The organism is Asticcacaulis sp. YBE204 (genome assembly GCF_000495855.1).
Lineage (GTDB): Bacteria > Pseudomonadota > Alphaproteobacteria > Caulobacterales > Caulobacteraceae > Asticcacaulis.
Map to the genome: position 1 here is coordinate 470,236 of NZ_AWGF01000004.1, position 23,169 is coordinate 493,404.

The following is a 23,169-nucleotide window of genomic DNA, read 5'->3' on the forward strand; positions in this document are numbered from 1 at the left end:
AGATCGAAATCGTGCCCTAAGTTTTTTTCTGGCGCGCATTTGATCCGAAAACCGCTGCACACTTTTCGGAATGCGCTCTAATCAGCCCGTTTGAGCACGTAGCTCTGCGAGGCAAGCTTTCGCGTCAGCATGAAGTCGGCAAGGCTTTCGAACGTCGCCGTGGCGATGGGGCCGGGCTGGTCATCGGTCTGGAGACGCGGGTCGGCCATGGGGCCGAAGGTGCGTTGCAGAAACCCGGCCTTGACGCGGGTCGGCGTGAAATGCGCCTTCAGATTAGCCTTGATCTGTGGGTAGGAGGTCGTCTCCCATGCGGCTGACGCTACCACATCGAGCAGGAATTCGACGCAGTTCTGATAGCGCGGGTCCCACGGGTTCGAGACGAGCGAATAGTCACGGACATGCAGGGCGTCGTAGGCCGGGGTACCGATCAGGCCATACAAGCGGCGCTGCATTTCAGGCGTCGGGATAATGATGCCGACGTCGCTTTCCGCCGTGGTCGAGGTGAAATTGAGCGGGAAATCCTGCTTGAGATAGGACTGGCTGACCGGCAGGGTCTTTCCGTCGCCGTGATAGAGGTTATAGACCGCATAGCCTTTCAGCACGCGTCCGTCGGACGTCTTGATATCGCGATAGACCCAGAAGGCGCCGTGCGTATAGGCGATGCCGGGTGGCAGCTTGTCGTGCGGGCGGCTGGTGCGGAAGACGATGGCGACGCGCGCCCCTTTGGCGGCAAGATCGGTTTCGATCTGCTTGGCGAAACTGGCGATTTGTGTGGGCGTCAGGTGACCGGCAGCCGTGGCGGCGCTGTCGCCGGATTCATCACCGGCGAAAACGGGCGTCGTCACGAGCAAGGCCGCGGCCAGTCCTGCCGCGAACCGGTTCACTGGGCTTTCTTCGGCGCAGGCTTAGCGGGCTTCTGCACGTCGTAAGGCACATCGGGCGCAGCTTGCGCGACAACAACTTCCTTTGAGACGGGCAGGGGTTTGTTGGCCTCATCCCACGCGGTTTCACCGGAATCGCGGATCGCTTCACCGGCGCTTTCGGCGGAGGCACCGACCATGATGACCGGCAAGGCGACGCTGCCGACGGCGACCAGAACACCCGCGCCCGACAGTTGCGCCGTGGCTTCGGCAGAATTGCCCGACGCGCGCGAGGTGTTCTCAAGGCTATCCTGCGCCGAGGCGGGCAGGGCGAAGGCGGCGATGAGACAGGCAAGGCTGATGATTCTGAACATGAGCATGACTCCCGAGGCTATATAGTGAACATTGTTCACGCATATAGGCGGGTGTCAAGTTAATTTTGAACGACGTTCAATTTTGAAGCAGAAACGCTTTCAGTGACGGCGCGCGGACATGGACGAACGTGTCCGTATTGGTTTCGGCGTGCGGCCCGACGAGGATAGTCGTCATGCCCAGTTCGTGCGCGGGTTTGAGGTTCTTGGGGCTGTCCTCGAAAAAGGCTGTTTCCGGGCCGGTGACCGCGTGTTTCTGCATCATGCGATGGAAGGTAGCGAGGTTCGGCTTGGGGATCAGGTCGGCGTGACCGAGGTGAAACACGTCCTCGAACAGGTGGGTCATCTCCAGCTTGTCGAGGATGCGATAGGCGTGGTTTTCGTCGCCGTTAGTGAAGACCAGCTTGCGGCCTTCCAGCGCGGTAATCGCCGCGTTCAGATCGGGATCGGGCAGGAGGGCGTCGAGCGAGACGTCATGCACCTCGTTCATGAAAGCGTAGGGATCGATGCTGTGGTAGGCCATCAATCCGGCCAGTGTCGTGCCGTGTTCGTAGAGGTATTTCTTCTGAAGCTCAAAAGCGTCCTGCCGCGCCAGACCGGTCTGACGCATGACGAAGGCCGTCATCTTGCCTTCGACCAGCGCCATGACCTCGGCCTCGGGCGGGTAGAGCGTATTGTCGAGGTCGAACAGCCAGGTCGAAACGTGCGGCAAAGCGGCGGGAGAGGTAACGGTCATCCCGCCAGCTTCGGTTTTTTTTGGGGGAGATTCAAGTCTCTTCTCCTCCCTATGCAAGCGTAGGGAGGTGGACCTTAGTCCCGCGTGATCAGCGTGCCCGCGCCGTGTTCGGTGAACAGTTCGACCAGCATGGCGTGCGGGCGGCGGCCATCGAGGATAACCACGGCCTCGACCCCGGCTTCGATCGCGCCGATGGCGGTTTCCAGCTTCGGGATCATGCCGCCAACGGCGACGCCGTCCTCGATCAGCTGACGCGCTTCGGAGACCGTCATCTGACGGATCAGATCCTTGTCGCCGTCCAGCACGCCCGCGATATCGGTCAGCAGCAGCATGCGTTTGGCGTTGAGCTTGCCCGCGACCGCCCCGGCGACGGTATCGGCGTTGATATTGTAGGTGTGGCCTTCTTCGCTGACGCCGATGGGAGCGATGACCGGCACGTAGTCATGTTCGGCGTCGCCGATCAGGGTGCGGATCAGTTTGTCATCGACGACCTTGGGTTCGCCGACGTAACCGAGATCGACGACCTGTTCGATCATCGAGTCGGGGTCTTTCTTGGTGCGGGTAGCCTTGTCGACCAGCAACAGACCGGCGTCCTTGCCCGACAGGCCGACGCCGCGCACATCGGCTTCGCGCCCGGCCTGCGTGATCCAGTTGGCGATTTCCTTGTTCACCGCGCCCGACAGGACCATCTCGGCGATTTCCATCGTCGCTTCGTCGGTGACGCGCAGGCCGTCGATGAAGGTCGATTTGACGCCTGCGCGGTTGAGCATGGCCGAAATCTGTGGTCCGCCGCCGTGGACGACGACCGGGTGGATGCCCAGCAGCTTGAGCAGCACGATATCCGAAGCGAACAGCTTGGCTACCGCTTCGTCGCCCATGGCGTGGCCGCCGTATTTAATGGTGACGATTTCGCGGTCGTAGATCTGGATGAAGGGCAGGGCCTCGGCCAGGGTGCGGGCGGTAGCCCAGCCTTTTTCTTCGAGTTGCGCGTCGGATTGGGTCTGCTTGATCATTTCGGAGTAATGTGCCTCGGGACTACGCCGTTCGGCGTATCAGCAAAGGGTGACAGCTATATGTCGCGGCGCATACAGGATATGGGCGCAACTGTCATGCGGTTTTTACCTTTAACTCCCTCTCCCTGCTTGCGGGGCGAGGGGCCTCTTTCTTTGCGCGACTCGCCCCTCATCCGGCCCTTCGGACTACCCGCACCGGCGGCCCGGTTCTCCCCGTAAACGCAGAAGGGAATAGAAAAATCCGGCCCAGTTCCCTGAGCCGGATTTGAAACGCGCAACGAAAGTCGCAGGCCTTACTTCTTAAGGAAGCCGCCGAACTTGTTGTTGAAGCGCGACACGCGACCGGCGCGGTCGAGCAGGGTGCCGTTGCCGCCGGTCCACGCCGGGTGCGTGCGGGGGTCGATGTCGAGGTTCAGGACGGCGCCTTCTTTGCCGTAGGTCGAACGCGTCTGATAGGACGAACCGTCCGTCAGGGTGACCGTGATCCAGTGATAGTCGGGGTGACCGTCTTTTTTCATGTCTTTAAGTCCTTAAAAACGTCCGGCCAGCAGGGATGCGGACGCAAAGAAAGGTGATGCCGGGAATAGCGAAGGGCGCTCCTTACAGGAAGCGGCGTTGCGGCGCAAGGATTTAAGCTTTATGGGTCGCATTATGACCGATCAGACACAGCCCGCCGCCGCAGACGCCCACAAAGACCGCCCCGGATCGGGTGCCGAACTGGTGGGGCAACTCAATACCGCCGCCGGAGGACGTGAGAAAACCCGCGACCTCAAGCCTCTGATTCATCTCTGGCCCTATATCACGGCGCAAAAGGTCGATGCGCTGGGAGCGGTGGTGTTTCTGCTCCTGTCGTCGGGGGCCACCTTTGCCCTGACCGGGGCGTCGCGGTTCCTGATCGACAACGGGTTCGGGTCGCGTAACGCCTCGCAACTGAACTTCTGGTTCCTGATTGTCGCCGTGGTGGCGTTGGTCCTCGCTCTGGCGACGGCGCTGCGCTACTTCTATATCACCAAGCTGGGCGAGCGCGTCGTCGCCAATCTGCGCAAGGACGTGTTCAGCCATATCCTGAGCCTCGATCCCGGCTTCTTCCTGAAAATCCGCACGGGTGAAGTTGTGTCGCGCTTGACGACCGACTTGCAGATCGTCGATACGCTGGTTTCGACCTCGATCTCCGTGGCGTTGCGCAACGGCATTTCGTTCATCGGCGGCCTGATTTTGCTGATGTTCGTCAGTCCGAAACTGACCCTGTTCGTGCTGTGCATCTTCCCGGTCGTGCTGGTGCCGCTGTTCACCTTCGGCAAACGCGTGGGTAAGCTGACGCGGCAGACGCAGGACAGCTTCGCCAATGCCGTCGGCACGGCGGGCGAGACGCTGGACGCGCTGGAAACCGTGCAGGCTTTCGTGCGCGAAGACTATGCCCGCGGTAGGTTCGCGGAAGGCGTCGAGACCGCGTTCAAGCTGTCGTTGAAGCGCATGGGGGCGCGGGCCTTCATGACGGCCCTGGTTATCTCGCTGGTCTTCGGCGGCGTGGCCTTCGTCCTGTGGCTGGGGTCGCGCGCGGTCATCGCCGGGGACATGTCCGAAGGCACGCTGATCCAGTTCGTCATGCTGTCGGTGCTGGTCGCCGGTTCTGTCGGCTCTTTGTCCGAGACATGGGGCGATGTGCAAAAGGCCGCAGGGGCCATGGCGCGCATCGATGAGCTTCTGGGCTCAAAGCCCACTATTATCGCGCCGGCGTATCCGCAAGCCCTGCCGGACCCGGCGCGCGGCGAGATCGTGTTCAGGGATGTCGACTTCGCCTATCCGGCGCGTCCTGATCAGCGTGTGCTGAAAGGCTTCAGCCTCGATGTGAAGGCGGGGGAGACCGTGGCGCTGGTCGGGCCATCGGGGGCGGGCAAATCCACCGTATTCAAGCTTCTGCTGCGCTACTACGAACTGAGCGGCGGCACGATCACGCTCGATGGCGTCGATATCACGAAGGCCGATCCCAAGGCCGTACGTGAGCGCCTGTCGCTGGTGGCGCAGGATGCGGCGCTGTTTTCCGCCTCGGCGGCGGACAATATCCGATTTGGGCGCGCCGACGCCAGCGACGATGACATCCGCGCCGCCGCTCAGAAGGCGCAGGCGCTCGGCTTCATCGAGGCCTTGCCGGAGAAGTTCGGCACGGCCCTCGGCGAACGCGCCAAATCCTTGTCGGGCGGGCAAAAGCAACGCCTGTCGATCGCGCGCGCCTTGGTTCGCCGCGCGCCGGTCCTGCTGCTCGATGAGGCGACCTCGGCGCTCGATGCCGAGAATGAGCGTCTGGTGCAGGATGCGCTCAACGAGGCGATGAGCGAGCGCACGACGCTGGTCATCGCCCACCGTCTGGCGACCGTGCTTAAGGCCGACCGCATCGTGGTGATCGACGAAGGCCACGTGGTCGAGCAGGGGACGCATGACGAACTGGTCGCAAAAGGCGGGCTTTATGCGCGTCTGGCGGAGTTGCAATTCAACAGCTAGGTGCGGTTCGATTCGCCTGAGCGGCGAATTAAACGCGTTCTCCGTTAGCGATATCAGGCGCATCGGTTTTATATTACCGTATACGGAACATCGTTTGGTAAAATATAACTCTAACGTGCATTTTTATCGTTAATAAAAACAGGTGGTTGCAAAATAAATCATCTTTTTGGCCTGCGCATAATTGAAATACTGAACGTTCCGTATTATATCGTCCTCATCCGGCGAGTGGCGTAAGGGCCGGTTTTTCATGGCCTTTTCCTCCCCCCCGCATAAAGGCCTGTTCAGGACACTGCACCTTGTCACATGATCTTCTCGAACCGGAGGATCAGGCGCATCGCGTCTGGTTCATCACCGGAACGTCTCAGGGCTTCGGCCATGAGCTGACCCGCATCGCACTGGAACGCGGCGATTTTGTCGTTGCCACCTCGCGCACCCCCGACGCCGTGCGCGCGGCGTTTGCCGACCATGCCCACGCACTCGTGGCGCTGGAGATGGACGTCAATGACGCGACCGCCATTCAGGCCGCCGTCGCTACGGCGCTGCACTGCTTCGGTCATATCGATATCCTCGTCAACAATGCCGGTTTCGGTCTGCTGGGCGCTATTGAAGAAGCCACGGACGCGGAAACGCGCGCCCTGTTCGACATTAATCTGTTCGGCCTGCTGGGCGTGACGCGCGCCATCCTGCCGCACATGCGCGCCCGTCGTCAGGGCCATATCGTCAACCTGTCGTCGATCGCCGGTCTGGTCGGCAGCGCGGGCTGGGGCCTCTATAATGCCAGCAAGTTTGCCGTCGAAGGCCTGTCCGAAGCTCTGGCGCAGGAACTGCGTCCGCTCGGCATCGGTGTCACGGTCATCGAACCCGGCCCGTTCCGCACCGATTTCCTCGGTGGCTCGCTGGGGGCGACTCAGCGCATCATCGACGATTACGAAGTTTCCGCCGGTCAGGCCCGCCTGTACCGCGACACCAACCACGGCGTTCAGGCCGGTGATCCCGCTTTGGGTGCCGAGGCCATGTTCAATGCCGTGACCTCCGCCAATCCACCGTTGCACCTCGTGCTGGGGCAGGGCGCTTATGAGCGGGCGGTGAAGAAACTGGAAACCCTTCAGGCTGAACTCAAGGCCTGGCGTACTGTAAGCTTTTCGACCGATAAGGCCGCGTAACCATGACTACCTATACCGGCGATGTTGCCGCCGTTTCTGAATCCATCGTCCCCGTCAAGCGTCCGCGTGGGCGCCCGCGGTCCGAAAGCGCGCGCGACACTATCCTCAAGGCGACGATGGAGTTGCTGGAGCAGGGCACGCTACGCGACATGACCGCCGAGGCCATCGCCAAAAAAGCAGGCGTGTCGAAGGCGACGTTGTATAAATGGTGGCCGAACAAGACCTATATCGCGTTCGACGCCTTCATGGCGCGGGTCAAGATGGAAGTCGCCACGCCCGACACCGGTTCGGCCGAGCGCGACTTCCTGATTCAGGTGCGCGAAGCCATGGCGTTCTATTCGTCACCGGCAGGCCGGACTCTGGCGCAGCTTCTGGCCGAAGGGCAGGGCGACGCTAATTTCCACGAGGTGTTGCTGGAACGCTTCCTGACTCAGCGTCGCGAAGAGGTCGCCGTCATGTGGCAGCGCGGCGTCGATCGCGGCGATATCTGCGCCAATATCGACCGTCAGATGGGCCTCGATATTCTGTATGGGACGATGATGTTCCGCTTCCTGTCTGGCCGGTTCAATATGATGAACGCCGAAGAGGCCGAGAAACTGGTCAGGACGGCCTTCCGGGGTTTTGCGCCGAACATGCGCGTCACCGACGACGAGGTCTGGATCGAGGCTTAACAAAAAACCCTCCGGTGTGATCCGGAGGGTTTTTTGTTTGGCGCTGGCGCGCATTACTTCGCCATATGCAGCTTGTCGAGGAACTCAGGATAGAGGTCGAGGTTGCAGGCGATCATCTCGCCGGTGATCATCGGCGACTGGTCCGAGTCGATCGAAGTGACCTTGCCGCCCGCTTCGGTGATCAGCAGGATGCCCGCGGCCATGTCCCACGGCTTCAGCCCGCGTTCCCAGTAGCCGTCCACGCGACCGGCGGCAACCATCGCCAGATCGAGCGAGCAGGCCCCCAGACGGCGGATGCCGACCGTGCGTTGCATGATCTGGTGCAGGTCTTTCAGGAACTGCGCGTGGCCGGTTTTGCCGATGAACGGCGCGCCGGTGGCGATCAGGCATTCGTCGAGGTTGCGACGCGCCGAGACGCGCAGGCGCTTGTCGTTGTGATAGGCACCCTTGCCCTTTTCGGCCCAGTAAAGGTCGTTGGTCACCGGGTTGAAGGTGACGCCCGCGACGATTTCGCCGTCGCGTTCCAGGGCGACCGTGCAGGAAAACACCGGGATGCCGTGCATGAAGTTGGTCGTGCCGTCGATGGGATCGACGATCCAGCGGTGCGTCTTGTCGGTGCCTTCGTGGGCGCCCTGTTCCTCACCGAGGAAGCCGTAGCCGGGACGCAGACGTAGAAGCTCTTCGAACAGGGCGGCTTCGACGCGCTTGTCGGCAGCGGTGACAAAGTCGCCGGGGCCCTTGCGCGAAACCTGAAGTTCGGAGACTTCGCCGAAATCGCGCGCCACGCCTTTGCAGGACTTGCGGATGGCGGACACCATGGCCTGAATGAGGGCGGATTGAAGAACCATTGTCTTGATCCTTTACGCTGCCGAAGGCAGCTAAATGAAAAAAGCCACTTCAGGGCGAAGAACCGCTTCAAGCCCTGAAGTGACATTATAAAACCACGAAAAATGTATCGGCGCTTGCGCCGAACTTTTTCGTGAGCACTAATCCGCGCGCTTCATGTATTCGCCGTCGGCGGTCGAGACGACGATACGCTCGCCCACGCCCATGAACGGCGGGATCATAACGCGCATGCCGTTGGAGGCCTTGGCGGGTTTATAGGACGACGAAGCGGTCTGGCCCTTGATGGTGGGTTCGGTTTCCATGACCTCAAGGATCACGGTATCGGGCAGGGTGATCGAGATCGGACGCTCGTCGTGGAATTCGAGGATGACGACCATGCCGTCGTGCAGGTACTGGATCTGGTCTTCGCCGACCCAGTCCTTGTGCAGGCTGATCTGTTCGTAGTTTTCCTGATCCATGAAGACCAGCATGTCGCCGTCTTCGAATAGATACAGGTGATCCTTTTGCTCCAGCGTAACGCGGTCGACCGTGTCTTCCGAACGCAGGCGCTCGTTGAGCTTGGTACCGGTGATCAGGTTCTTCAGTTCGACCTGAGCGAAGGCGCCGCCCTTGCCGGGCTTCACGTGGGCGGTCTTGACGACCGACCACAGGCCGCCCTGATATTCCAGAACCATGCCGGGTTTGATCGTATTGGCGTTAATTTTGGGCATAAGGATATGACTTGTCAAAGAGTAGGGGCCGCGGAGACCCGGAAAAGGATAGCTGAAAAGCTTGCGCGCGTTACTACCCGTAACGGCGTCCAAAGGCAAGGGCTCGCAAAGAGCGCCAAAGGGCGATAGACTTTTTATTTCACGGCCCGCATCTTGGCCGCCAATCGAAACGATCAAGGAGCGAGACGTGTTCAAAACCATCGCTGTAAGCGGACTGGCCCTGCTGGCCCTGACCGCCTGTTCGAAAAAGGACGAGGGCCAGTCGCAGGGCGCAGGCTATGGCGCCTCGACCGAGGCCGTGGCCGACAAGGGCGTTCAGGCCCTGTCGTGCGGCGTGCCGGTGACGAAGGACATGACCGCCGACATGATCCTGAAAGCCTTTCCCGGCAATGCGAAAAAGGAAGCCGTGCCGGGGCCGGAAGGCTCGACCGAAAACGCGGTCGTCATCTATCCGGACGATCCGGCGCGCAAGGTCATCGTCACCTTCTGGGATGCCGCCCAGACCAAGGTGGCCGACGTCAGCATTGGCGACGAGGCCGTGCAGTGGTACGGCCCCGGCAATATCCGCGTCGGCTCGAAGCTGAAAGACGTTGAGACCGCCAATGGCGGACCGTTGACCATGTACGGCTTCGAGTGGGACTACGGCGGTTACGCGTCTGATTTTCAGGGCGGCAAGCTGAACACGCTCGATGGTGGCTGTGTTCTGAGTCTGCGTTTCTCGCCGCCCAAAGGGCATAATGAGGCCCTGACCAGCGATATAGTCGGCGACCAGCAAATCCCCTCGACCAATGCCAATCTTCAGGCGCTTCAGCCGGTGGTGTCGCGCCTGTCGGTCGGCTGGCCGTCGCCGGAGGCGGCGACCGCTAACCCGCAATAGCGGCAAGGAGTTTTTTGACCCCGGTGGCCGCGCCATCGGGGTGGTTCCAGACCGCGCCCGACACGGCGATGAAATCCGCGCCTGCGGCGGCGACCTGAGCGGCATTGTCAGCCGTAATGCCGCCGATGGCGACACAGGGCACTTCCATGGTTTCCTGCCAGATGGTCAGGGTGTCCAGGTGCGCCATGTGCTCGACCACCTTGGTCGAGGTCGGGAAAAACGCGCCGAAGGCCACGTAATCCGCGCCGGACTCGGCGGCTTCCATGGCCAGATGACGGCTGTCGTGGCAAGTGACGCCGATCATGGCCTCAAGGCCCAGCGTCTTGCGCGCGTCTTTGTAGGAGGTGTCCGATTGCCCGACGTGGACGCCGTCGAGCTTCAGTTCTTTGGCCAGTTGGACGTGATCGTTCATCAGCACCGCCGTGCCGTGTTTGTGGGCCACCGGCGTGATCAGCTTCGTCAGGGCGCGGATTTCGTCGAGCGACACGTCCTTGAGGCGGATTTGCAGGGCCGCGACCGGACCCGCCGACAGGGCGTCGTCCAGCGTCTTCGCGAAGACGGAGTGGTCGGCGATTTGCGGCGGGGTGATGAGATAGAGCTGACAGGTCATGCGCAGGGAATGCCTGAAATGGGGGGAGAGGGCAAGGATTTCGTACGTCGTAACATATACCTCCCCGCTGGCGGGGAGGGTGGCATCGCGGAGCGATGACGGGTGGGGTGGCTGGGTAGATAAAACAAGAAGGGTGTCTGCATTTAAGATACCCCACCACTACATCTCGCTCGCTACGCGATCTCGTGCGGTCCCCCTCCCCAGTAAACTGGGGAGGTATAAAAAGGTTTACAGCGACACTCCGAACGCGCTTTGCAGGCGGGCCATCTGGTCCAGCACCGGATTGGCCATCGGCAGGTCGGCTTCGGCTTCGACGAACATGCGCTTGTCCATGTGCGAAATCCGGTCGTAGAGGCGGTTCGAGCGATCGAGCAGGGTCAGCAGGCCTTCGGGCAGGATGGTGTGCTGCTCGTTGAGTTCCACTGCATTGGCGGGCGACAGGCGGTATTTGTCGTCGCAGGCGTCGGCGGCTTCCATATCGCCTTCGCGGACGGCGCGCTGCACCAGCAGCCACGAGGCGATCTGCATCAGGCGCGTCGTCAGACGCATCGATTCACCGGCGTACAGAAGCGCGTCTTCGCGGCTCAGGATGCGCGAGTCGCGGCGGCCGTCGCCATCGAGATAGGCGGCGGTTTCTTCGACCAGGGCCATGCCTTCGCGGAAGGTGCGGTCGAACAGGTCCGAGCGGGCGAAATCGCGGACAATATCAACGCGTTGGGCAAACGGTGCGATTCCGGCATCGGACATGGGAACGTATCTTTCTTCAAACTCGAAACAGGGGCCATATTCCGGCCCACTTATATGCAGGTCACATCTGCAACCGGCGTGCCATTTCCACCCTCAGGCCCACCTTTTGTGTGCCACGGGTGTGGATAAAAAAGTCTTAATTCCCCTTGAAGGAGAACAGGGCGTCCGCCGCGCTGCGGCCGCTTTGCTTGCGCTCGACCATAGCCTTTGCACGGACGATTTCGTCTTCCAGCGCCTTGATGCGTTCCTTGAGATCGGTGACGGCATAGTCACTCAGGTCTTCGTGGACCAAGGCGAACAGGGCCGAGGCCGGTGCGCTGCCGGTCTTGAACGCGGGCACGGTTTCGTCTTCGGACATCGGGCACCTCCGGAGCATCCAAAAGGGGGCATTGTGCGCGCTTCGCAAATGCCCTTAAGCTGGGGTCATAAAACGCTTAAGGCGCGAGAAAAGCAAGGAAAACGAATCATCATGAGAGCCGTAGCTGTGCGTGAAGGCGGGAAAACCGCCGCCGATTTGTGCATAATCGACGTCCCCCGTCCCGATGTGGGGCGCGGACATGTGTTAATTCGGGTCACTCATGCCGGCGTCAACCGTCCGGACATTTTGCAGCGGCGCGGGCTCTATCCGCCACCGGCAGGTGCGTCACCGATCATGGGCCTTGAGGTGGCGGGCATCATTGAGTCAATCGTACCGCATCCCGACTGGGGCGATGACGTCGCGTGGAACATCGGCGACCGGGTTTGCGCTCTGGTCAATGGCGGCGGCTATGCCGACTATGTCAGCGTCGACATTCGCCATCTGCTGCCGGTGCCGCAGGGTCTGTCGCTGGCTGAGGCCGCCAGCCTGCCGGAGGTTAGCCTGACCGTCTATGCCAACCTCATTGAGCACGGTGGGCTGAAGGCCGGGGAGGCGGTGCTGGTGCACGGGGCTAATTCCGGTATCGGCTCGATGACGGTAATGCTGGGTAAGTCGTTTGGCGCCAAGGTCATCACCACGGTGCGTGGGGCGGACCGCATCGACTGGGTCAGGGCGCTGGGGGCCGATGTCGTCATCGACACCACGACGGGCGATTTCGTCGAGGCGGTCAAGGCGGAAGGCGGGGCCGACGTGATCCTCGATATCGTGGCGGGGGATTATGTGGCGAAGAACATCCTGTGCCTCAAGCCGAAAGGGCGGCTGGTGCAGGTCGGCATGGCACGCGGCAACACGGCGGAAATCGACGTGACGCGCCTCATGCAGAAGCAAGCGATCATTACGGGGTCGATGCTCAGGCCGCGCTCACCGGAAGAAAAGGCGCGTCTGACGTCGGAAGTGCGGGCGAGGGTCTGGCCATTGATCGAGGCGGGCGCGATCCGGCCCGTGGTAGCAAAGGTGTTTCCGTTCGCCGAGGTTGGGGCGGCGCATGAGTTCCTCGACTCCGGTGCGCACAGCGGCAAGGTCGTGCTGGAACTTTAGCATTGAACAATGTTCAATTCTCGATTATTAAGTCTCTTGGGGACGATTATTCTCGCGATATTGTAGCCAAAAACCCCAAGAACGCTTCTTGGCACTTTTTGGCATATCGCTCTAATTCGTGGGTTGATAATGCACCTATTTAAAACAGCGGCAGCGGTAATATTTGCCCTGAGTCTGGCGGCGCCGGTTCAGGCACGCGGGCTCAATCCGTTTTCTTCCAGTGAAGAGACCGTCGCCTATGCGGTCGAACAGAGTTGTCTGACCTGGCTGCGTTACGGCGGTAATCTGAAGGACTACTCCAAACGCAATGGCCGCACGGTCACGCAGAAGGGTGTTCTGGACGAGGGCGACGATAAGGCGGAAAAACTTTATGGCGGCGGGCGGGTCACTGTGAAAAGCGACGGGCGGGGCGGTTGCTACATTCGCGGTACGCTCGGTAACGGGGCGGACATGCGCGATACGGTGCTGGAGACCCTGCGCACTATGGGTCTGGAGCCGGTGCCGTTTGCCGACTACGGCCCGGCGACGCGCGACCGCGACTGGAGCTATGTACAGGAAAGTTATTGCGTCCGCGACGGCGAGGCCGTGCGGATAATCCTGATTTCCAGTTCCGCCAATCGCAGCCGGACGCCCTTACAGGTGTCGATCTGGACCGATCGCGCCGGCGATGCCGCCAAAAAAGGGCTGTGTATAGCTTGAAAACGCCGTTACGGGTTTCTGATTTTTTGCTGATCATTCCCTTGCGACTCCTTACGTCCGACCTCTGACAATTGGCGCAAAGGCTGATTTCAGAAGGGTTCGGGTCATGTGGAAACAATTTACTGTAAGACTGTGCATCGGCGGCATCGCGCTTTCGGCGCTGGCGTCGAGCGCTCAGGCGCAGCCTGACGCCGACCTGAACGGAGCCATGAACCACGCACTGGAGCAAGGTTGCCTGAAAAGCCTCAGCAAGGGCGCGGTCAAGGCCGAGGCGGAAATGACCGATTCCCGGCCGCCGCACGGCGATATCGGCCTCAGTGTCACGACGTCGAACGGCGGCTGCACGATCAGCGCCGCCAAAGGGGATGGCGCGCAGTTGCGCGCGGCCCTGCTGCAAAGCCTCGACGCGCGCGGTTACAAGCTGAGCCCGTTCGGCGTCTATCACCCCTATACGTCGGGCGAATGGACACGGGTGCAGGAAACCTATTGCTTCCGCTCGCGTGGCGCCGTCTATCTGGCCACCCTGTCGTCGTCCACGACGCAGGATCGTCCGTTCGAGGTTTCGATCATGCGCGACAGCAAGGGGATCGCGGCGGCCAAGGGTCTGTGTCAGACGAAAGCGTAAAAGAGGGTTTCTTTCGCGCGCAAATCGTCTTATATCAAACTCAGGAACATCCACGCCCGGTCGCAAAGGCCGGGCGTAGCTATTTGTGGTTCGCGGAAATTCGTTTCCGTACCCCGTTACGAAAGACTGTATAATGTCCGACATCCTTATGCCGAAAGCGACCGCCGTGTGGCTGGTCGACAATACGAGCCTCTCGTTCGAGCAGATCGCCGCCTTCTGCGGCCTGCACCTTCTGGAAGTGAAGGGCATCGCCGACGGCGAAGTGGCGCGCGACATTCGCGGCTCCGACCCGATCGCCAACGGGCAGCTGACCCGCGAAGAGCTGGACAAGGCCGAAAAGACCCCGGCTTACCGCATGCAAGCGCTTAAGAGCCGCCACGCGGAACTCCTCAAGCCGCAGAAGAAGGCCCCGCGCTATACGCCGGTGTCGCGCCGTCAGGATCGCCCGGACGCCATCGCCTGGTTCGTCAAACACCACCCTGAAGTCACCGACGCGCAGATTTCCAAGCTGCTCGGCACGACCAAGACTACCATTGAGCAGGTCCGCAACCGCACGCACTGGAACTCGGCTAACCTCAAGGCCGTCGATCCGGTGACGCTGGGTCTCATCTCGCAGATCGAACTCGACGCCGCCGTGCGCAAGGCCGCCGACGTCAAGCGCAAGCAGGCCGAGAAGCTGGGCATTCCGCTCGACGATCCGTCGCTCAAGCCGGCCGCGCCGGTGGTTCACGCCTACGAGGACGAAGACCCTTACGCCCGCAAGGCCGACCTGACGGTCGAGGACGTGTTCGGCACCTCGACGAAATCGGCCCCGGAAGACGACGACGATTACTGATCGTCCGCGGTCACAGGAATAGAAAAAGGCGGGCCTCATGGTCCGCCTTTTTACTTAGCCGGCCTGCCAGACGTCCAGATACCGGCGGAGATTGGTTTGAAGATCGCCCGCATCGGCGGTGGCGTGGACCGTCATTTCACGACCGGAGACTTCGCCGGGTCTTAGTCCGAAACGCTGAGTGAAGGCGCGATTGAAGTGCGTGTCGGCGTTGAAACCGTGCGCGTAGGCGATGTCCTGAATGCTGGGGCGATGGCCCCGGCGGCGGCGCAGGACGCGATAGACGCTGTCCAGCCGCTTGTCGCGGATATGGCGGCCGATGCCGCCGTCCATCCGGAACGCATTATACAGCGTCGAACGCGACACACCGATATGCCGCGCAATACTGTCCGGTGTCAGGGCCGGATCGAGCAGATGCCGGTCGATATGGTCGAGGGCGATCTGACGCACCGAGCGGCGCAGGGCATCTATGCTCTGGGGCGTCAGGCGGCTGAGGTCCAGCCCGGCGGCCAGCAAGGTGAAGGTGGCCTCAACTGACGCGGACGCTTCGTCCGGCGACAGATAGGGCGCCACCTGCAACAGGCTTTGAATGTGACTGGAGAGCAAAAAACCCGTCGGCGTGTCCTGACCGATGACCATACCGTGCAGATCCTGATCGAGAAGCGATCGCGGGATCAGGGCGCGCGGCACCATCAGCTTGGTGATCTTCAGTTCGTCAAAGTCCATCGCGGCGGGCTTGCCGGTTTCGGCCAGCACGATATCCCCCAACGCTATCGGCCCGGTACGGCCGTTGAAATCGGCCCCAAGCAGGCCCTGATGAGGTACGGAAATGACAATATATTCCGCGTCGCTGAGGCGGGTCTCCCGCCACGTCCGGGTCAGGGTCTGGGCGCTGCCCTCGCAGAAGCTGAGATGGCTGCCGTTCAGATCGAAATGCGAAATACGATTATAAAAACCGGCAACCGCATCGGGCGCTATGCCGGTGACCTGAGTGAGGTCTTCGTAGCTGTGCCGGTAGAATTCATAGGCCCGGTCGGTCGTGTCCGGCGATAATTCCCACATGAACGAGGGATTGAGCGGACGCGAAAAGGGCGGCGCGCCGGTTGTACTGTTAAAACGCGGCACGCTGTTACCTGAAAAATGTCCGAAATCCGGACGAAACGGGGGTCAAATCTGGACATATCGACATGGAACGATCCTGTCAATTCGTATATTAAATGCTGGTCAAGGTTTGAAAGCAATTGATTTTTGGGGATTTTTTCAACCCAGGGCAGTGCTTGGGCAACCCGTCGGATCTTGTACAATCCGCCATATTTTAGGTATATGTGATTTCAGGGCAGTCTTGCAAAAGGCTGCCCTTTTTCGCTTTGAAAACAAAAAACGCCGGAGGTTCAACCTCCGGCGTTTTTTTTCAGAATGGTGCATCACCCCCCGTCACTGGAGGGTCTCAAGCACCCGTTCCTGTCGCATATCTGCGCGTATCTTGTCGATTTCGTCCTTAAGCTTGAGCTTCTTACGCTTGAGTTCCTTGAGATAGAGGGCATCCGCCGACGGCGAACGCGATTCCTTGGCGATGGTGTCTTTCAGGACCTGATGACGATGATCAAGTTCACGCACTCTCGCTTCGATGCTCATAGGCAGTCTCCTTTACGTTGAGTAAGAGGTCCAGCCCAGACCCGTGTCTGAACCTCTACAGCAAACACCCAAAACGCTGGACGCGGTAATCACAATCCATTACATCCGTTCACGGAATTGCGAGATTCAAATCAAATAAAAGCTTAATTTTATGGGTTTCTTACGGAGTAACCATGAGCGCCCCCCAGAGTAATCAGAGGCTTATCGTCGCGATCTCTGGCGCGTCGGGAGCGATCTACGGTATCACCGCACTCCGTATGCTGAAGGCCCTGAAGGTCGAAAGCCATCTGGTCATCTCGCGCGCCGCCGCTTTGTCGCTGTCGGCGGAAACCGATCTTTCGGTGGGCGACGTCAACGCGTTGGCCGATCACGTGCATAAGGTCGGCGATATCGGGGCGACCATCGCGTCGGGCTCGTACAAGACGCTGGGGATGCTGATCGCGCCCTGTTCGGTCAAGACGATGGGCGAGATCGCCACCGGCGTCACCTCGACCCTGATCAGCCGCGCCGCCGATGTGGTCCTCAAGGAGCGCCGCCGGCTGGTGCTGATGGTGCGCGAAAGCCCGCTGCATCTGGGCCATATCCGCGCGATGGCGGCGGTGACCGAGATGGGCGCTATCGTCGCCCCGCCCATGCCGGCCTTCTATACGCGTCCGCAAAGCCTTCAGGACATGGTCGATCAGACCGTGGCGCGCTCGCTCGATCTGTTCGGCCTTGACGCGCCGATGACGCGTTGGAGTGGGTTATCGGGTGAGTAGCTTTTGGACCAATTCTTTCTGGGATTGGGCGGTAAAGGCCTATGCGGCGGAAGGGATCGCCGGGCTGTGCCTCGATTTGCAGGACAATCACGGGCAGAACGTGCCGCTGCTGCTGTTCTCGCAATGGGCGGCCTCGGTCGGCGTGGCGCTGGACGAAGAGACGACGGAGGCCGCCGCCGATATCTCGCGCGCCTGGGCCGATCACGTCGTCGGGCCGTTGCGCGCCATCCGCCGTCAGATCAAGGGGCCGATCGGCGATATAGAACCCGACGCCAAACACCGCGTGCGCGAACAGATCAAGTCCGCCGAGCTTCTGGCCGAGCGCGAACAGATGGCGTCGCTGGCGGCGCTGATCCTGCCCACAGGCTCCGCCGCCGGTTTTCAACAGGCGCAGAACAACCTGACGCGCGTCGCGCGGGCGTGGTCGCCGGTGGTGCCGCGAAATCGTTTGACGGCCTTGAGTGATGCCCTTTCGGAGCGCGGTTTTTTAAGCTATACTCCGGATTGAGAAGGCTCTGATCGGGTGTGGAAATTAACCACGTCAGGGGCCGTATGATCCACAGACCGTCCAGAATGACCGGAGCTGAGCCCCATGCACGATGACAACAACATCCGCGCGCTTTTCCGTCCCGATTCGCTGCAACTGGTGAAAAACACGCCAGCCGATGCCAATGGCGACGTGGAACGGCGGGTCGGTCATCGCGAAGAACTGGACAAGGTGACGCTGGAACTGGTGTCGGAAGAAATTGTCGATACCCAGCCCGACGATCTGGAACCGGCCTACCGCGAACTGGATAATCCGGTGTCGTCGCTGCCGATCAATGCCGAGACCGTGGCCTTGCGCGCGCAGGCGGCACTGCTGAAGCAGGAGCACAAGGATCTCGACGATTCGATCCACGCGCTGGAAACCATGCCGATGCCGGATCAGATCCTGATCGCGCGTCTGAAGCGCAAGAAGCTGGCCCTTCGGGATCAGATCACGACGCTGGAAGACCGCATCCGTCCGGATATTATTGCGTAAGAAGGGTGTCTGGGGGTGAAGAGGCTTTTCTATATATTCGACTTTATTATTGCCGAATTTTGGCCGGGTTCTGCCTATCTTCTATTCGTACCTGTTGGAACGACGCTGACCATTATTGGGTGGGCGTTTGGCATTTCTGTTAACCTGACGACGCTTTTAGCCAGTTTCTTTCTAGCCATAGTGGGATGGGCTTTTTATGGGCGACTAGTTTTTGTCTATGTTCAAGGGACAAAGCTAAGGCACAAGGCTGACAGTGACAATCTTAAAGCCATTTTAAAGCAAAGCAGGCTGGGCAGGTAGGTTACTGCCCAGCCTTTTGTTTAATCCTGATCACGCTGACGGCCACCGATGGCACCACCGACCGCGGCGATAAACGCCCCGATGAGCAGCGACAGGAAGGCGTAGAGCATGACCTTGGCCCACGTCTTGCGCGCATCGTCAGCGACCTTGAGCGTCATGTCGCGAGCCGTCTTGGCCTGAGACAGGGTCGTGTCGACGCGAGCGGCGGCTTCGGCTTGTGTGAGGCCCGTGCGGGCGGCGACCAGCGACGCCAGATAGGCCTTGTCGGCGGAAGATACTTCACCCGTTTCGGTCCCATAGCTGAGGATGCGGCCCGTTTCCGCCGTGACGTCGGGCAGGGTTTGACCGGCAGGGGCACCGGCGACCTGCGCATTGGGGTTCAGACGATAGAGCTGATCGACATAGTAGGCCGTAGCCGGGTCGGAATCGCTTCCCTTGGCGGCGTTACCCGCCGCCACTGTGGCCGTGGCCTGAACACCGGTGCCGACGACGGCCCCTGCCACACCGGCCAGAACGGCGGCGGTGAACAGGGTCGCCACGCACCACGCCAGAAAGCCCTGAGCGGTGTCGCGGAAGAAGACCTCGTCCTTATCGACGCCGACATAGGTCTTGCGCAGACGTCCGGCAAGGTAACCGCCGAGCGCCGACGACACCCACTGCATGACGACCAGCCAGATGGCGATGCCTGCCGTCAGCTTGAACGCCGTGTCGTGGATCGGCTCCCACGGGGAGACCGACGACAGGCCTAGGCCTTGACCCAGCATCAGCAGGATGAGCGAGATGGCGGTGGCCGCGACGGCGCCTGCGATGATTGCGGGCCAGCACGCGCCGGCACCGGGGGTGTAGTCTATATATTCGTAATCGTCGTCAGGCGTGACGACTTCGGTAGTTGCGGTAACCATTGGCGTTATCTTTCTTGAATCAGCGGAAAATAAGCGCCAGCAGGATGATGACGGGAATTGGCACGCCCAGCAGCCAGAGTAAAATTCCACGGCCCATAACTAATCTCCTGAAATGTTGTAACCTGAGCATAAGGCTAGGATTTTCGTGATCTTTATGCGCGCCGATTTTCGCCATAATTTGTAATTTCCCTGTAAGCGAATTGGGGTAAAAGCTGCTCAGGAGATACTCATGAACAATCGCTTCGACGGCACGACCTTTGTCACCACGCTGAAAGTGCGCGACTCCGAATGCGACGCGCAGGGCGTGGTCAATAACGCCAACTACCTCGTCTATATGGAATATGCGCGGCACGAATTTATGGAGGCGCAGGGCGTGACCTTCGCCGATCTGGTGCGCGACCAGGTCTTTCTGATGGTGTCGCATATGGAGATAGACTTCGTGAATTCGCTCAGCGGCGGGCAGGTCTTCGATGTTGAAAGCACAGTCAGTCGCAAGGGCGCGAAAGCGATTTTTGCGCAACGTATCGTGCGGGTGTCGGATAAGGCGGTGTGCATCCGGGCGCAGGTCGAGGTGATCTCGAAAATCAACGGCAAGCTGACGCGCGGCGAATTCTTCGACCGGTTTATGCCCAAATGAAGATCATCGCGCAGGGATCGGATCGCGGGAGCCCGCAAAACGAAGACATGATCGGTCAATCGGCGGATGCTGTGTGGCTGCTCGACGGCGCGACGTCGCTCGGGCCGTCGCGGTTTGCGGTCAGCGAGGCGCGTTGGCTGGTCGAAAAGGTCTCGGCGGCGTTGGAGACCGTAAGGGGCGGGATCGAGGACCGTTTGCGCGCGGTCATCGCCACCGTGCGAGTGGACTATGAAAGTTTCGGGCCGATCGCGGCGGAAGCTTTCGCCATGCCGTCGGCGGGTCTGTGTTGGGTGCGCCGCGACGGCGATGTGCTGGAAATTGCGACGCTGGGCGACGTCAAGGCATGGGTGATCGCGCCGGAGGGCTCGCAACGGGTTTTCGGTGGCGGGGCTTTGGAGGAATTGGACGCGAAGTCGCTTGAGGTGCTGCAACAGGTGCAGGCCGAGCATGGTCCGTTATCGCTTGCGGCGGCACGGGTATTTGTCGATCCCACCTTGCGGGACAAACGCGCCCTGATGAATACGCAAGACGGTTACTGGGTGTTGAGCCTCGATCCGGCCTGTTTGAAAGGACTTGAGATCGTGCGTGTGCCAGTAGCTGAGGTAACGCATATCCTCATGGCCACCGACGGATTTTACGATCTGTGGAAGACCTACGGCGTGCCGTTCGATGAGGTCTTCGCCGGTCTGCTGGCCGGGGAGGGCGCGGCGTTGACCGAACGCTTACGCGCCATCGAACGCGCCGATCCGGACGGCGTAACCTATCCGCGCTTCAAGATCCATGACGACGCCAGCTTCGTGCTGATCGCGGCTTAAGCAATCCGAACGATTTTCGCATCGAACTCCGGCAGCGGGTCGATCAGGTGCGGCAGGGGCTTACCGATCAGATAACCCTGAACCGCATCGCATTTCAGTGCCTTGAGCCGGTCGAACTGCGGCTGGGATTCGACACCCTCGGCGATGACCGGGATACCGATAGCGTGACCCAGACCGATGACGGCACGCACGATGGCGTCGGCGTGCAAACCGTGCTTCGAGTGCGTGCCGTCCAGCCCTTGCGTGAAGCTGCGGTCGATCTTGATGGCGTCGAACGGAAATGTTTGCAGGTAGGACAGCGACGAATAGCCGGTGCCGAAATCGTCCATCGAAATGCGTACACCCAGGTCTTTCAGGCCGTGCAGCACGTGCAGGGCGCGCTCGGTATTGTCGATCAGGACGCCTTCGGTGACCTCAAGCTCCAGCCGCGCCGGATCGAGACCGGTGCGCGCCAGTGTTGCTTTGACAAACGCTGTCAGGTCGCCCTCGAAAATCTGCGCTGGCGACAGGTTGACGGCGATGGTCAGATCATCTGCCCACGTACTCGCGGCATCGCAGGCGTGGTTCAAAATCCACGCGCCCAACTCGGCGATCATCCCGGCCTCTTCGGCGATGGGGATGAATTCCGACGGTGGGATGGCGCCGAACGACGGATGTTTCCAGCGCGCCAGTACCTCGTAGCCGATGATGCGGCTGTCGTTCAGGCAGAACTGCGGCTGATAAACGAGAGACAGGCCTTCGCCATCGGCGGCCAGCGCGTCGCGCAGGTCGCTTTCCAGCCGACGACGGTAGAGCAGGGCCTGCGCCATGGTGGCGTCGAAGGCACGCCAGCGGTTGCGGCCCTCGGTCTTGGCGCGGTAAAGCGCCATGTCGGCGTGGCGGATCAGATGGTCGAAGGACGGCGCTTCGTCGGGGAACAGGGCGAAACCGGCGCTGGCGCTGGTTTGCGGGCCGTGGTGGTCGAACTGCGCCGCCAGGGCCTCGCGGATGCCGTCGACCAGTTGTGTGGCGCGAAGTTCGGCCTGTGTTCGGTCGGTGACGCCGACCTGCAAAAAGACGAATTCGTCGCCGCCCAGACGCGCGGTGACATCGCCCGGCGCGGCGTGGGTTTGCAGGGTCCGCGCAACGGTTTTCAGCACCTCGTCGCCGACCGGGTGACCCAGCGTGTCATTGACCTCCTTGAAACGGTCAAGGTCGATGATGTGCAGGGCCAGTTGCGTCTTCTGCCGCGTGGCGCGCGCCGCTTCCTCGGCCAGACGGGCCTGAAAGAAGGCGCGGTTGGGCAGGCCGGTCAGGGCGTCGTGGTGCGCCAGAAACTGGATGCGGTCCTGAAAGGCGCATTTCTCGAAGGCCAGCGAACACAGGCGCGAACAGATGTCGACCATGCTTTGGGTGAAGGTATTGAGTACCAGCGGCTTGGGCGCATAGAAGGCGAAGGTGCCGACGACCTTGCCAGTCTTGTCCTTGATAGGGGTGGACCAGCAGGCGCGGAACCCCAGCGGCGCTACGGCCTTACGGTATTCGGCCCACAAAGGATCGGTGGCGATATCGTTGACCAGAACCGGTTCACCGCGAAAGGCTGCGGTGCCGCAGGAGCCCTGATTGGGACCGACGGGCACGCCGTTGATGGCGTTATTGTACCAGTCGGGCAGGTTGGGTCCGGCCAGCGGCACCAGATGGTCGTCAACGATGCGCAGGACCGACATGGTCACGCCGTGCAAAAGCGTTTCGACCTCATGACAGATCAGGTTCAGTGTATCGACCAGCGGGCGGTCTTCGAGCAGGGCCTCAAGCACCTTGCGTTGAAGCGTGTCGTGCAGCTTGGCGTAGGTGATGTCGGTAACGGTCGCGATCAGGCGTTGACGCTTGCGCTCGTCGCGTACGGCGGTGGCGTTGAGCTCCACCCACATGGGGTGGCCGTCCTTGTTATGGATCAGGACTTCGCCGGAATATTGCCGCTTGAGCCGGACGCGCGACAGGATGTCGTCGATATGGCCGCAGGAGGCCGCATGGCGCGAACACAGGTCGCGAATGGCGCGTCCGGTCACCTCTTCGGGGAGATAGCCGGTCAGTTCGCTGAAACGGGGATTGAGGTAGAGAAAGCGGCCGCTGGCGTCGGTGATGATCACCGCCGTGTCGATTTCCTCGATGGCGACGCCCTTGAGCAGGGCCATTTCCTCCGGTCCGGGTAAGGGGGTGGGGAACGCAATCGGGGCGGATGCTGACATGGGGTACGCTTTACACAACTGACACTTAATAGCCTCAATCTATAGGCGAGAGGTGAATATTTCTGTAATCGGCATAGTTAACGAAAGATGGACTATCGTTCGGGTGGTATTTTTTGAATCGACATGACGTTTGTTTGACCTCTCCTCCCTGTCGCGTA

General features: G+C 60.8%; 29 protein-coding genes. 14 read left to right on the forward strand and 15 right to left on the reverse strand.

What is annotated here, in order from left to right:
- Nucleotides 1-77: 77 nt before the first annotated feature.
- The 5 genes from AEYBE204_RS29360 to rpmE all read right to left on the reverse strand — a co-directional run bounded on the left by AEYBE204_RS29360 (nucleotide 78) and on the right by rpmE (nucleotide 3,498).
- Nucleotides 78-884, reverse strand: a complete 807-nt coding sequence (locus AEYBE204_RS29360; RefSeq protein WP_023462063.1) for a DUF2145 domain-containing protein — start codon at nucleotides 882-884, stop codon at nucleotides 78-80.
- The gene (locus AEYBE204_RS29365; protein WP_023462064.1) at nucleotides 881-1,234 is read right to left on the reverse strand and encodes a hypothetical protein; all 354 of its coding nucleotides are present in this window, start codon (nucleotides 1,232-1,234) and stop codon (nucleotides 881-883) included. The genes AEYBE204_RS29360 and AEYBE204_RS29365 overlap by 4 nt, the downstream gene beginning before the upstream one ends.
- A gap of 76 nt (nucleotides 1,235-1,310) precedes the next feature.
- Nucleotides 1,311-1,967, reverse strand: coding sequence for a pyrimidine 5'-nucleotidase (locus AEYBE204_RS29370; protein WP_023462065.1), 657 nt, complete (start codon nucleotides 1,965-1,967; stop codon nucleotides 1,311-1,313).
- Nucleotides 1,968-2,041: 74 nt separating this feature from the next.
- Entirely contained in the window at nucleotides 2,042-2,980 is a 939-nt protein-coding gene (gene argB / locus AEYBE204_RS29375) for an acetylglutamate kinase (protein ID WP_023462066.1), read from the reverse strand.
- Nucleotides 2,981-3,273: 293 nt separating this feature from the next.
- Nucleotides 3,274-3,498 carry a 50S ribosomal protein L31 gene (rpmE, locus tag AEYBE204_RS29380; RefSeq protein WP_023462067.1) on the reverse strand — a complete coding sequence of 75 codons (225 nt, stop codon included), beginning with the start codon at nucleotides 3,496-3,498 and terminating at the stop codon, nucleotides 3,274-3,276.
- Between the two features lie 133 nt (nucleotides 3,499-3,631).
- Here rpmE and AEYBE204_RS29385 point away from each other — a divergent pair, with 133 nt between their 5' ends.
- The 3 genes from AEYBE204_RS29385 to AEYBE204_RS29395 all read left to right on the forward strand — a co-directional run bounded on the left by AEYBE204_RS29385 (nucleotide 3,632) and on the right by AEYBE204_RS29395 (nucleotide 7,313).
- On the forward strand, nucleotides 3,632-5,479 hold the full coding sequence (locus AEYBE204_RS29385; RefSeq protein ID WP_031230367.1) for an ABC transporter transmembrane domain-containing protein: 1,848 nt from the start codon (nucleotides 3,632-3,634) through the stop codon (nucleotides 5,477-5,479).
- 296 nt (nucleotides 5,480-5,775) lie between these two features.
- Nucleotides 5,776-6,642 carry an oxidoreductase gene (locus tag AEYBE204_RS29390; protein WP_023462070.1) on the forward strand — a complete coding sequence of 289 codons (867 nt, stop codon included), beginning with the start codon at nucleotides 5,776-5,778 and terminating at the stop codon, nucleotides 6,640-6,642.
- Nucleotides 6,643-6,644: 2 nt separating this feature from the next.
- Nucleotides 6,645-7,313 carry a TetR/AcrR family transcriptional regulator gene (locus tag AEYBE204_RS29395; RefSeq protein WP_023462071.1) on the forward strand — a complete coding sequence of 223 codons (669 nt, stop codon included), beginning with the start codon at nucleotides 6,645-6,647 and terminating at the stop codon, nucleotides 7,311-7,313.
- Nucleotides 7,314-7,366: 53 nt separating this feature from the next.
- Here AEYBE204_RS29395 and AEYBE204_RS29400 read toward each other — a convergent pair whose 3' ends face one another.
- Together AEYBE204_RS29400 and efp are read right to left on the reverse strand one after the other, a co-directional pair.
- Nucleotides 7,367-8,161: an inositol monophosphatase family protein gene (locus AEYBE204_RS29400; protein ID WP_023462072.1), complete on the reverse strand. Its 795-nt coding sequence runs from the start codon at nucleotides 8,159-8,161 to the stop codon at nucleotides 7,367-7,369.
- 138 nt (nucleotides 8,162-8,299) lie between these two features.
- Nucleotides 8,300-8,869: an elongation factor P gene (gene efp, locus AEYBE204_RS29405; RefSeq protein ID WP_023462073.1), complete on the reverse strand. Its 570-nt coding sequence runs from the start codon at nucleotides 8,867-8,869 to the stop codon at nucleotides 8,300-8,302.
- 187 nt (nucleotides 8,870-9,056) lie between these two features.
- Between efp and AEYBE204_RS29410 the strand changes: the two genes are divergently transcribed.
- Nucleotides 9,057-9,746: a hypothetical protein gene (locus AEYBE204_RS29410; RefSeq protein WP_023462074.1), complete on the forward strand. Its 690-nt coding sequence runs from the start codon at nucleotides 9,057-9,059 to the stop codon at nucleotides 9,744-9,746.
- Here the strand turns inward: AEYBE204_RS29410 and thiE are convergent.
- From thiE to AEYBE204_RS29425, 3 genes are all read right to left on the reverse strand, one after another.
- Nucleotides 9,733-10,356 (reverse strand): thiamine phosphate synthase, encoded by a 624-nt coding sequence (gene thiE, locus AEYBE204_RS29415; protein ID WP_023462075.1) that lies wholly within the window; start codon nucleotides 10,354-10,356, stop codon nucleotides 9,733-9,735. The two genes, AEYBE204_RS29410 and thiE, sit on opposite strands and share 14 nt — an antisense overlap.
- A gap of 228 nt (nucleotides 10,357-10,584) precedes the next feature.
- On the reverse strand, nucleotides 10,585-11,103 hold the full coding sequence (locus AEYBE204_RS29420; protein ID WP_023462076.1) for a DUF1465 family protein: 519 nt from the start codon (nucleotides 11,101-11,103) through the stop codon (nucleotides 10,585-10,587).
- A gap of 136 nt (nucleotides 11,104-11,239) precedes the next feature.
- Nucleotides 11,240-11,461, reverse strand: a complete 222-nt coding sequence (locus AEYBE204_RS29425) for a DUF1192 domain-containing protein (protein WP_023462077.1) — start codon at nucleotides 11,459-11,461, stop codon at nucleotides 11,240-11,242.
- 111 nt (nucleotides 11,462-11,572) lie between these two features.
- Here AEYBE204_RS29425 and AEYBE204_RS29430 point away from each other — a divergent pair, with 111 nt between their 5' ends.
- The 4 genes from AEYBE204_RS29430 (at nucleotide 11,573) to AEYBE204_RS29445 (ending at nucleotide 14,718) form a co-directional block, all read left to right on the forward strand.
- Nucleotides 11,573-12,559, forward strand: coding sequence for an NAD(P)H-quinone oxidoreductase (locus AEYBE204_RS29430; RefSeq protein ID WP_031230369.1), 987 nt, complete (start codon nucleotides 11,573-11,575; stop codon nucleotides 12,557-12,559).
- A 129-nt stretch (nucleotides 12,560-12,688) separates the two neighbouring features.
- The gene (locus tag AEYBE204_RS29435) at nucleotides 12,689-13,258 is read left to right on the forward strand and encodes a hypothetical protein (protein WP_023462079.1); all 570 of its coding nucleotides are present in this window, start codon (nucleotides 12,689-12,691) and stop codon (nucleotides 13,256-13,258) included.
- 106 nt (nucleotides 13,259-13,364) lie between these two features.
- Nucleotides 13,365-13,883, forward strand: a complete 519-nt coding sequence (locus tag AEYBE204_RS29440; protein ID WP_023462080.1) for a hypothetical protein — start codon at nucleotides 13,365-13,367, stop codon at nucleotides 13,881-13,883.
- Nucleotides 13,884-14,016: 133 nt separating this feature from the next.
- On the forward strand, nucleotides 14,017-14,718 hold the full coding sequence (locus AEYBE204_RS29445; protein WP_023462081.1) for a DUF1013 domain-containing protein: 702 nt from the start codon (nucleotides 14,017-14,019) through the stop codon (nucleotides 14,716-14,718).
- A gap of 54 nt (nucleotides 14,719-14,772) precedes the next feature.
- Here AEYBE204_RS29445 and AEYBE204_RS29450 read toward each other — a convergent pair whose 3' ends face one another.
- Both AEYBE204_RS29450 and AEYBE204_RS29455 read right to left on the reverse strand, forming a co-directional pair.
- Complete coding sequence (locus tag AEYBE204_RS29450) at nucleotides 14,773-15,840, reverse strand: helix-turn-helix domain-containing protein (protein ID WP_023462082.1); 1,068 nt, start codon at nucleotides 15,838-15,840, stop codon at nucleotides 14,773-14,775.
- Nucleotides 15,841-16,149: 309 nt separating this feature from the next.
- Nucleotides 16,150-16,350 (reverse strand): DUF465 domain-containing protein, encoded by a 201-nt coding sequence (locus AEYBE204_RS29455; RefSeq protein ID WP_023462083.1) that lies wholly within the window; start codon nucleotides 16,348-16,350, stop codon nucleotides 16,150-16,152.
- A gap of 173 nt (nucleotides 16,351-16,523) precedes the next feature.
- Here AEYBE204_RS29455 and AEYBE204_RS29460 point away from each other — a divergent pair, with 173 nt between their 5' ends.
- The 4 genes from AEYBE204_RS29460 (at nucleotide 16,524) to AEYBE204_RS29470 (ending at nucleotide 18,429) form a co-directional block, all read left to right on the forward strand.
- Nucleotides 16,524-17,108, forward strand: a complete 585-nt coding sequence (locus AEYBE204_RS29460; protein ID WP_031230372.1) for a UbiX family flavin prenyltransferase — start codon at nucleotides 16,524-16,526, stop codon at nucleotides 17,106-17,108.
- Nucleotides 17,101-17,616, forward strand: a complete 516-nt coding sequence (locus AEYBE204_RS29465) for a TIGR02444 family protein (protein WP_023462085.1) — start codon at nucleotides 17,101-17,103, stop codon at nucleotides 17,614-17,616. Before AEYBE204_RS29460 ends, AEYBE204_RS29465 begins: the two co-directional genes overlap by 8 nt.
- 84 nt (nucleotides 17,617-17,700) lie before the next feature.
- Nucleotides 17,701-18,129, forward strand: coding sequence for a YdcH family protein (locus AEYBE204_RS39920; RefSeq protein WP_023462086.1), 429 nt, complete (start codon nucleotides 17,701-17,703; stop codon nucleotides 18,127-18,129).
- Nucleotides 18,130-18,144: 15 nt separating this feature from the next.
- Nucleotides 18,145-18,429, forward strand: coding sequence for a hypothetical protein (locus AEYBE204_RS29470; RefSeq protein WP_023462087.1), 285 nt, complete (start codon nucleotides 18,145-18,147; stop codon nucleotides 18,427-18,429).
- A 20-nt stretch (nucleotides 18,430-18,449) separates the two neighbouring features.
- On the opposite strand, the gene AEYBE204_RS29475 is transcribed toward AEYBE204_RS29470, so the two are convergent.
- Both AEYBE204_RS29475 and AEYBE204_RS40295 read right to left on the reverse strand, forming a co-directional pair.
- A complete protein-coding gene (locus tag AEYBE204_RS29475; protein WP_023462088.1) occupies nucleotides 18,450-19,331 on the reverse strand; it encodes a hypothetical protein in 882 nt (293 codons plus the stop codon).
- Nucleotides 19,332-19,350: 19 nt separating this feature from the next.
- Nucleotides 19,351-19,506: a hypothetical protein gene (locus AEYBE204_RS40295; RefSeq protein WP_023462089.1), complete on the reverse strand. Its 156-nt coding sequence runs from the start codon at nucleotides 19,504-19,506 to the stop codon at nucleotides 19,351-19,353.
- A 54-nt stretch (nucleotides 19,507-19,560) separates the two neighbouring features.
- On the opposite strand from AEYBE204_RS40295, the gene AEYBE204_RS29480 reads away from it, so the two are divergent.
- Nucleotides 19,561-19,968 (forward strand): thioesterase family protein, encoded by a 408-nt coding sequence (locus AEYBE204_RS29480; protein WP_023462090.1) that lies wholly within the window; start codon nucleotides 19,561-19,563, stop codon nucleotides 19,966-19,968.
- The gene (locus tag AEYBE204_RS29485; protein ID WP_023462091.1) at nucleotides 19,965-20,783 is read left to right on the forward strand and encodes a protein phosphatase 2C domain-containing protein; all 819 of its coding nucleotides are present in this window, start codon (nucleotides 19,965-19,967) and stop codon (nucleotides 20,781-20,783) included. Before AEYBE204_RS29480 ends, AEYBE204_RS29485 begins: the two co-directional genes overlap by 4 nt.
- Here AEYBE204_RS29485 and AEYBE204_RS29490 read toward each other — a convergent pair.
- The gene (locus AEYBE204_RS29490) at nucleotides 20,780-23,011 is read right to left on the reverse strand and encodes an EAL domain-containing protein (RefSeq protein ID WP_081724622.1); all 2,232 of its coding nucleotides are present in this window, start codon (nucleotides 23,009-23,011) and stop codon (nucleotides 20,780-20,782) included. The genes AEYBE204_RS29485 and AEYBE204_RS29490 overlap by 4 nt on opposite strands.
- Nucleotides 23,012-23,169 lie beyond the last annotated feature (158 nt).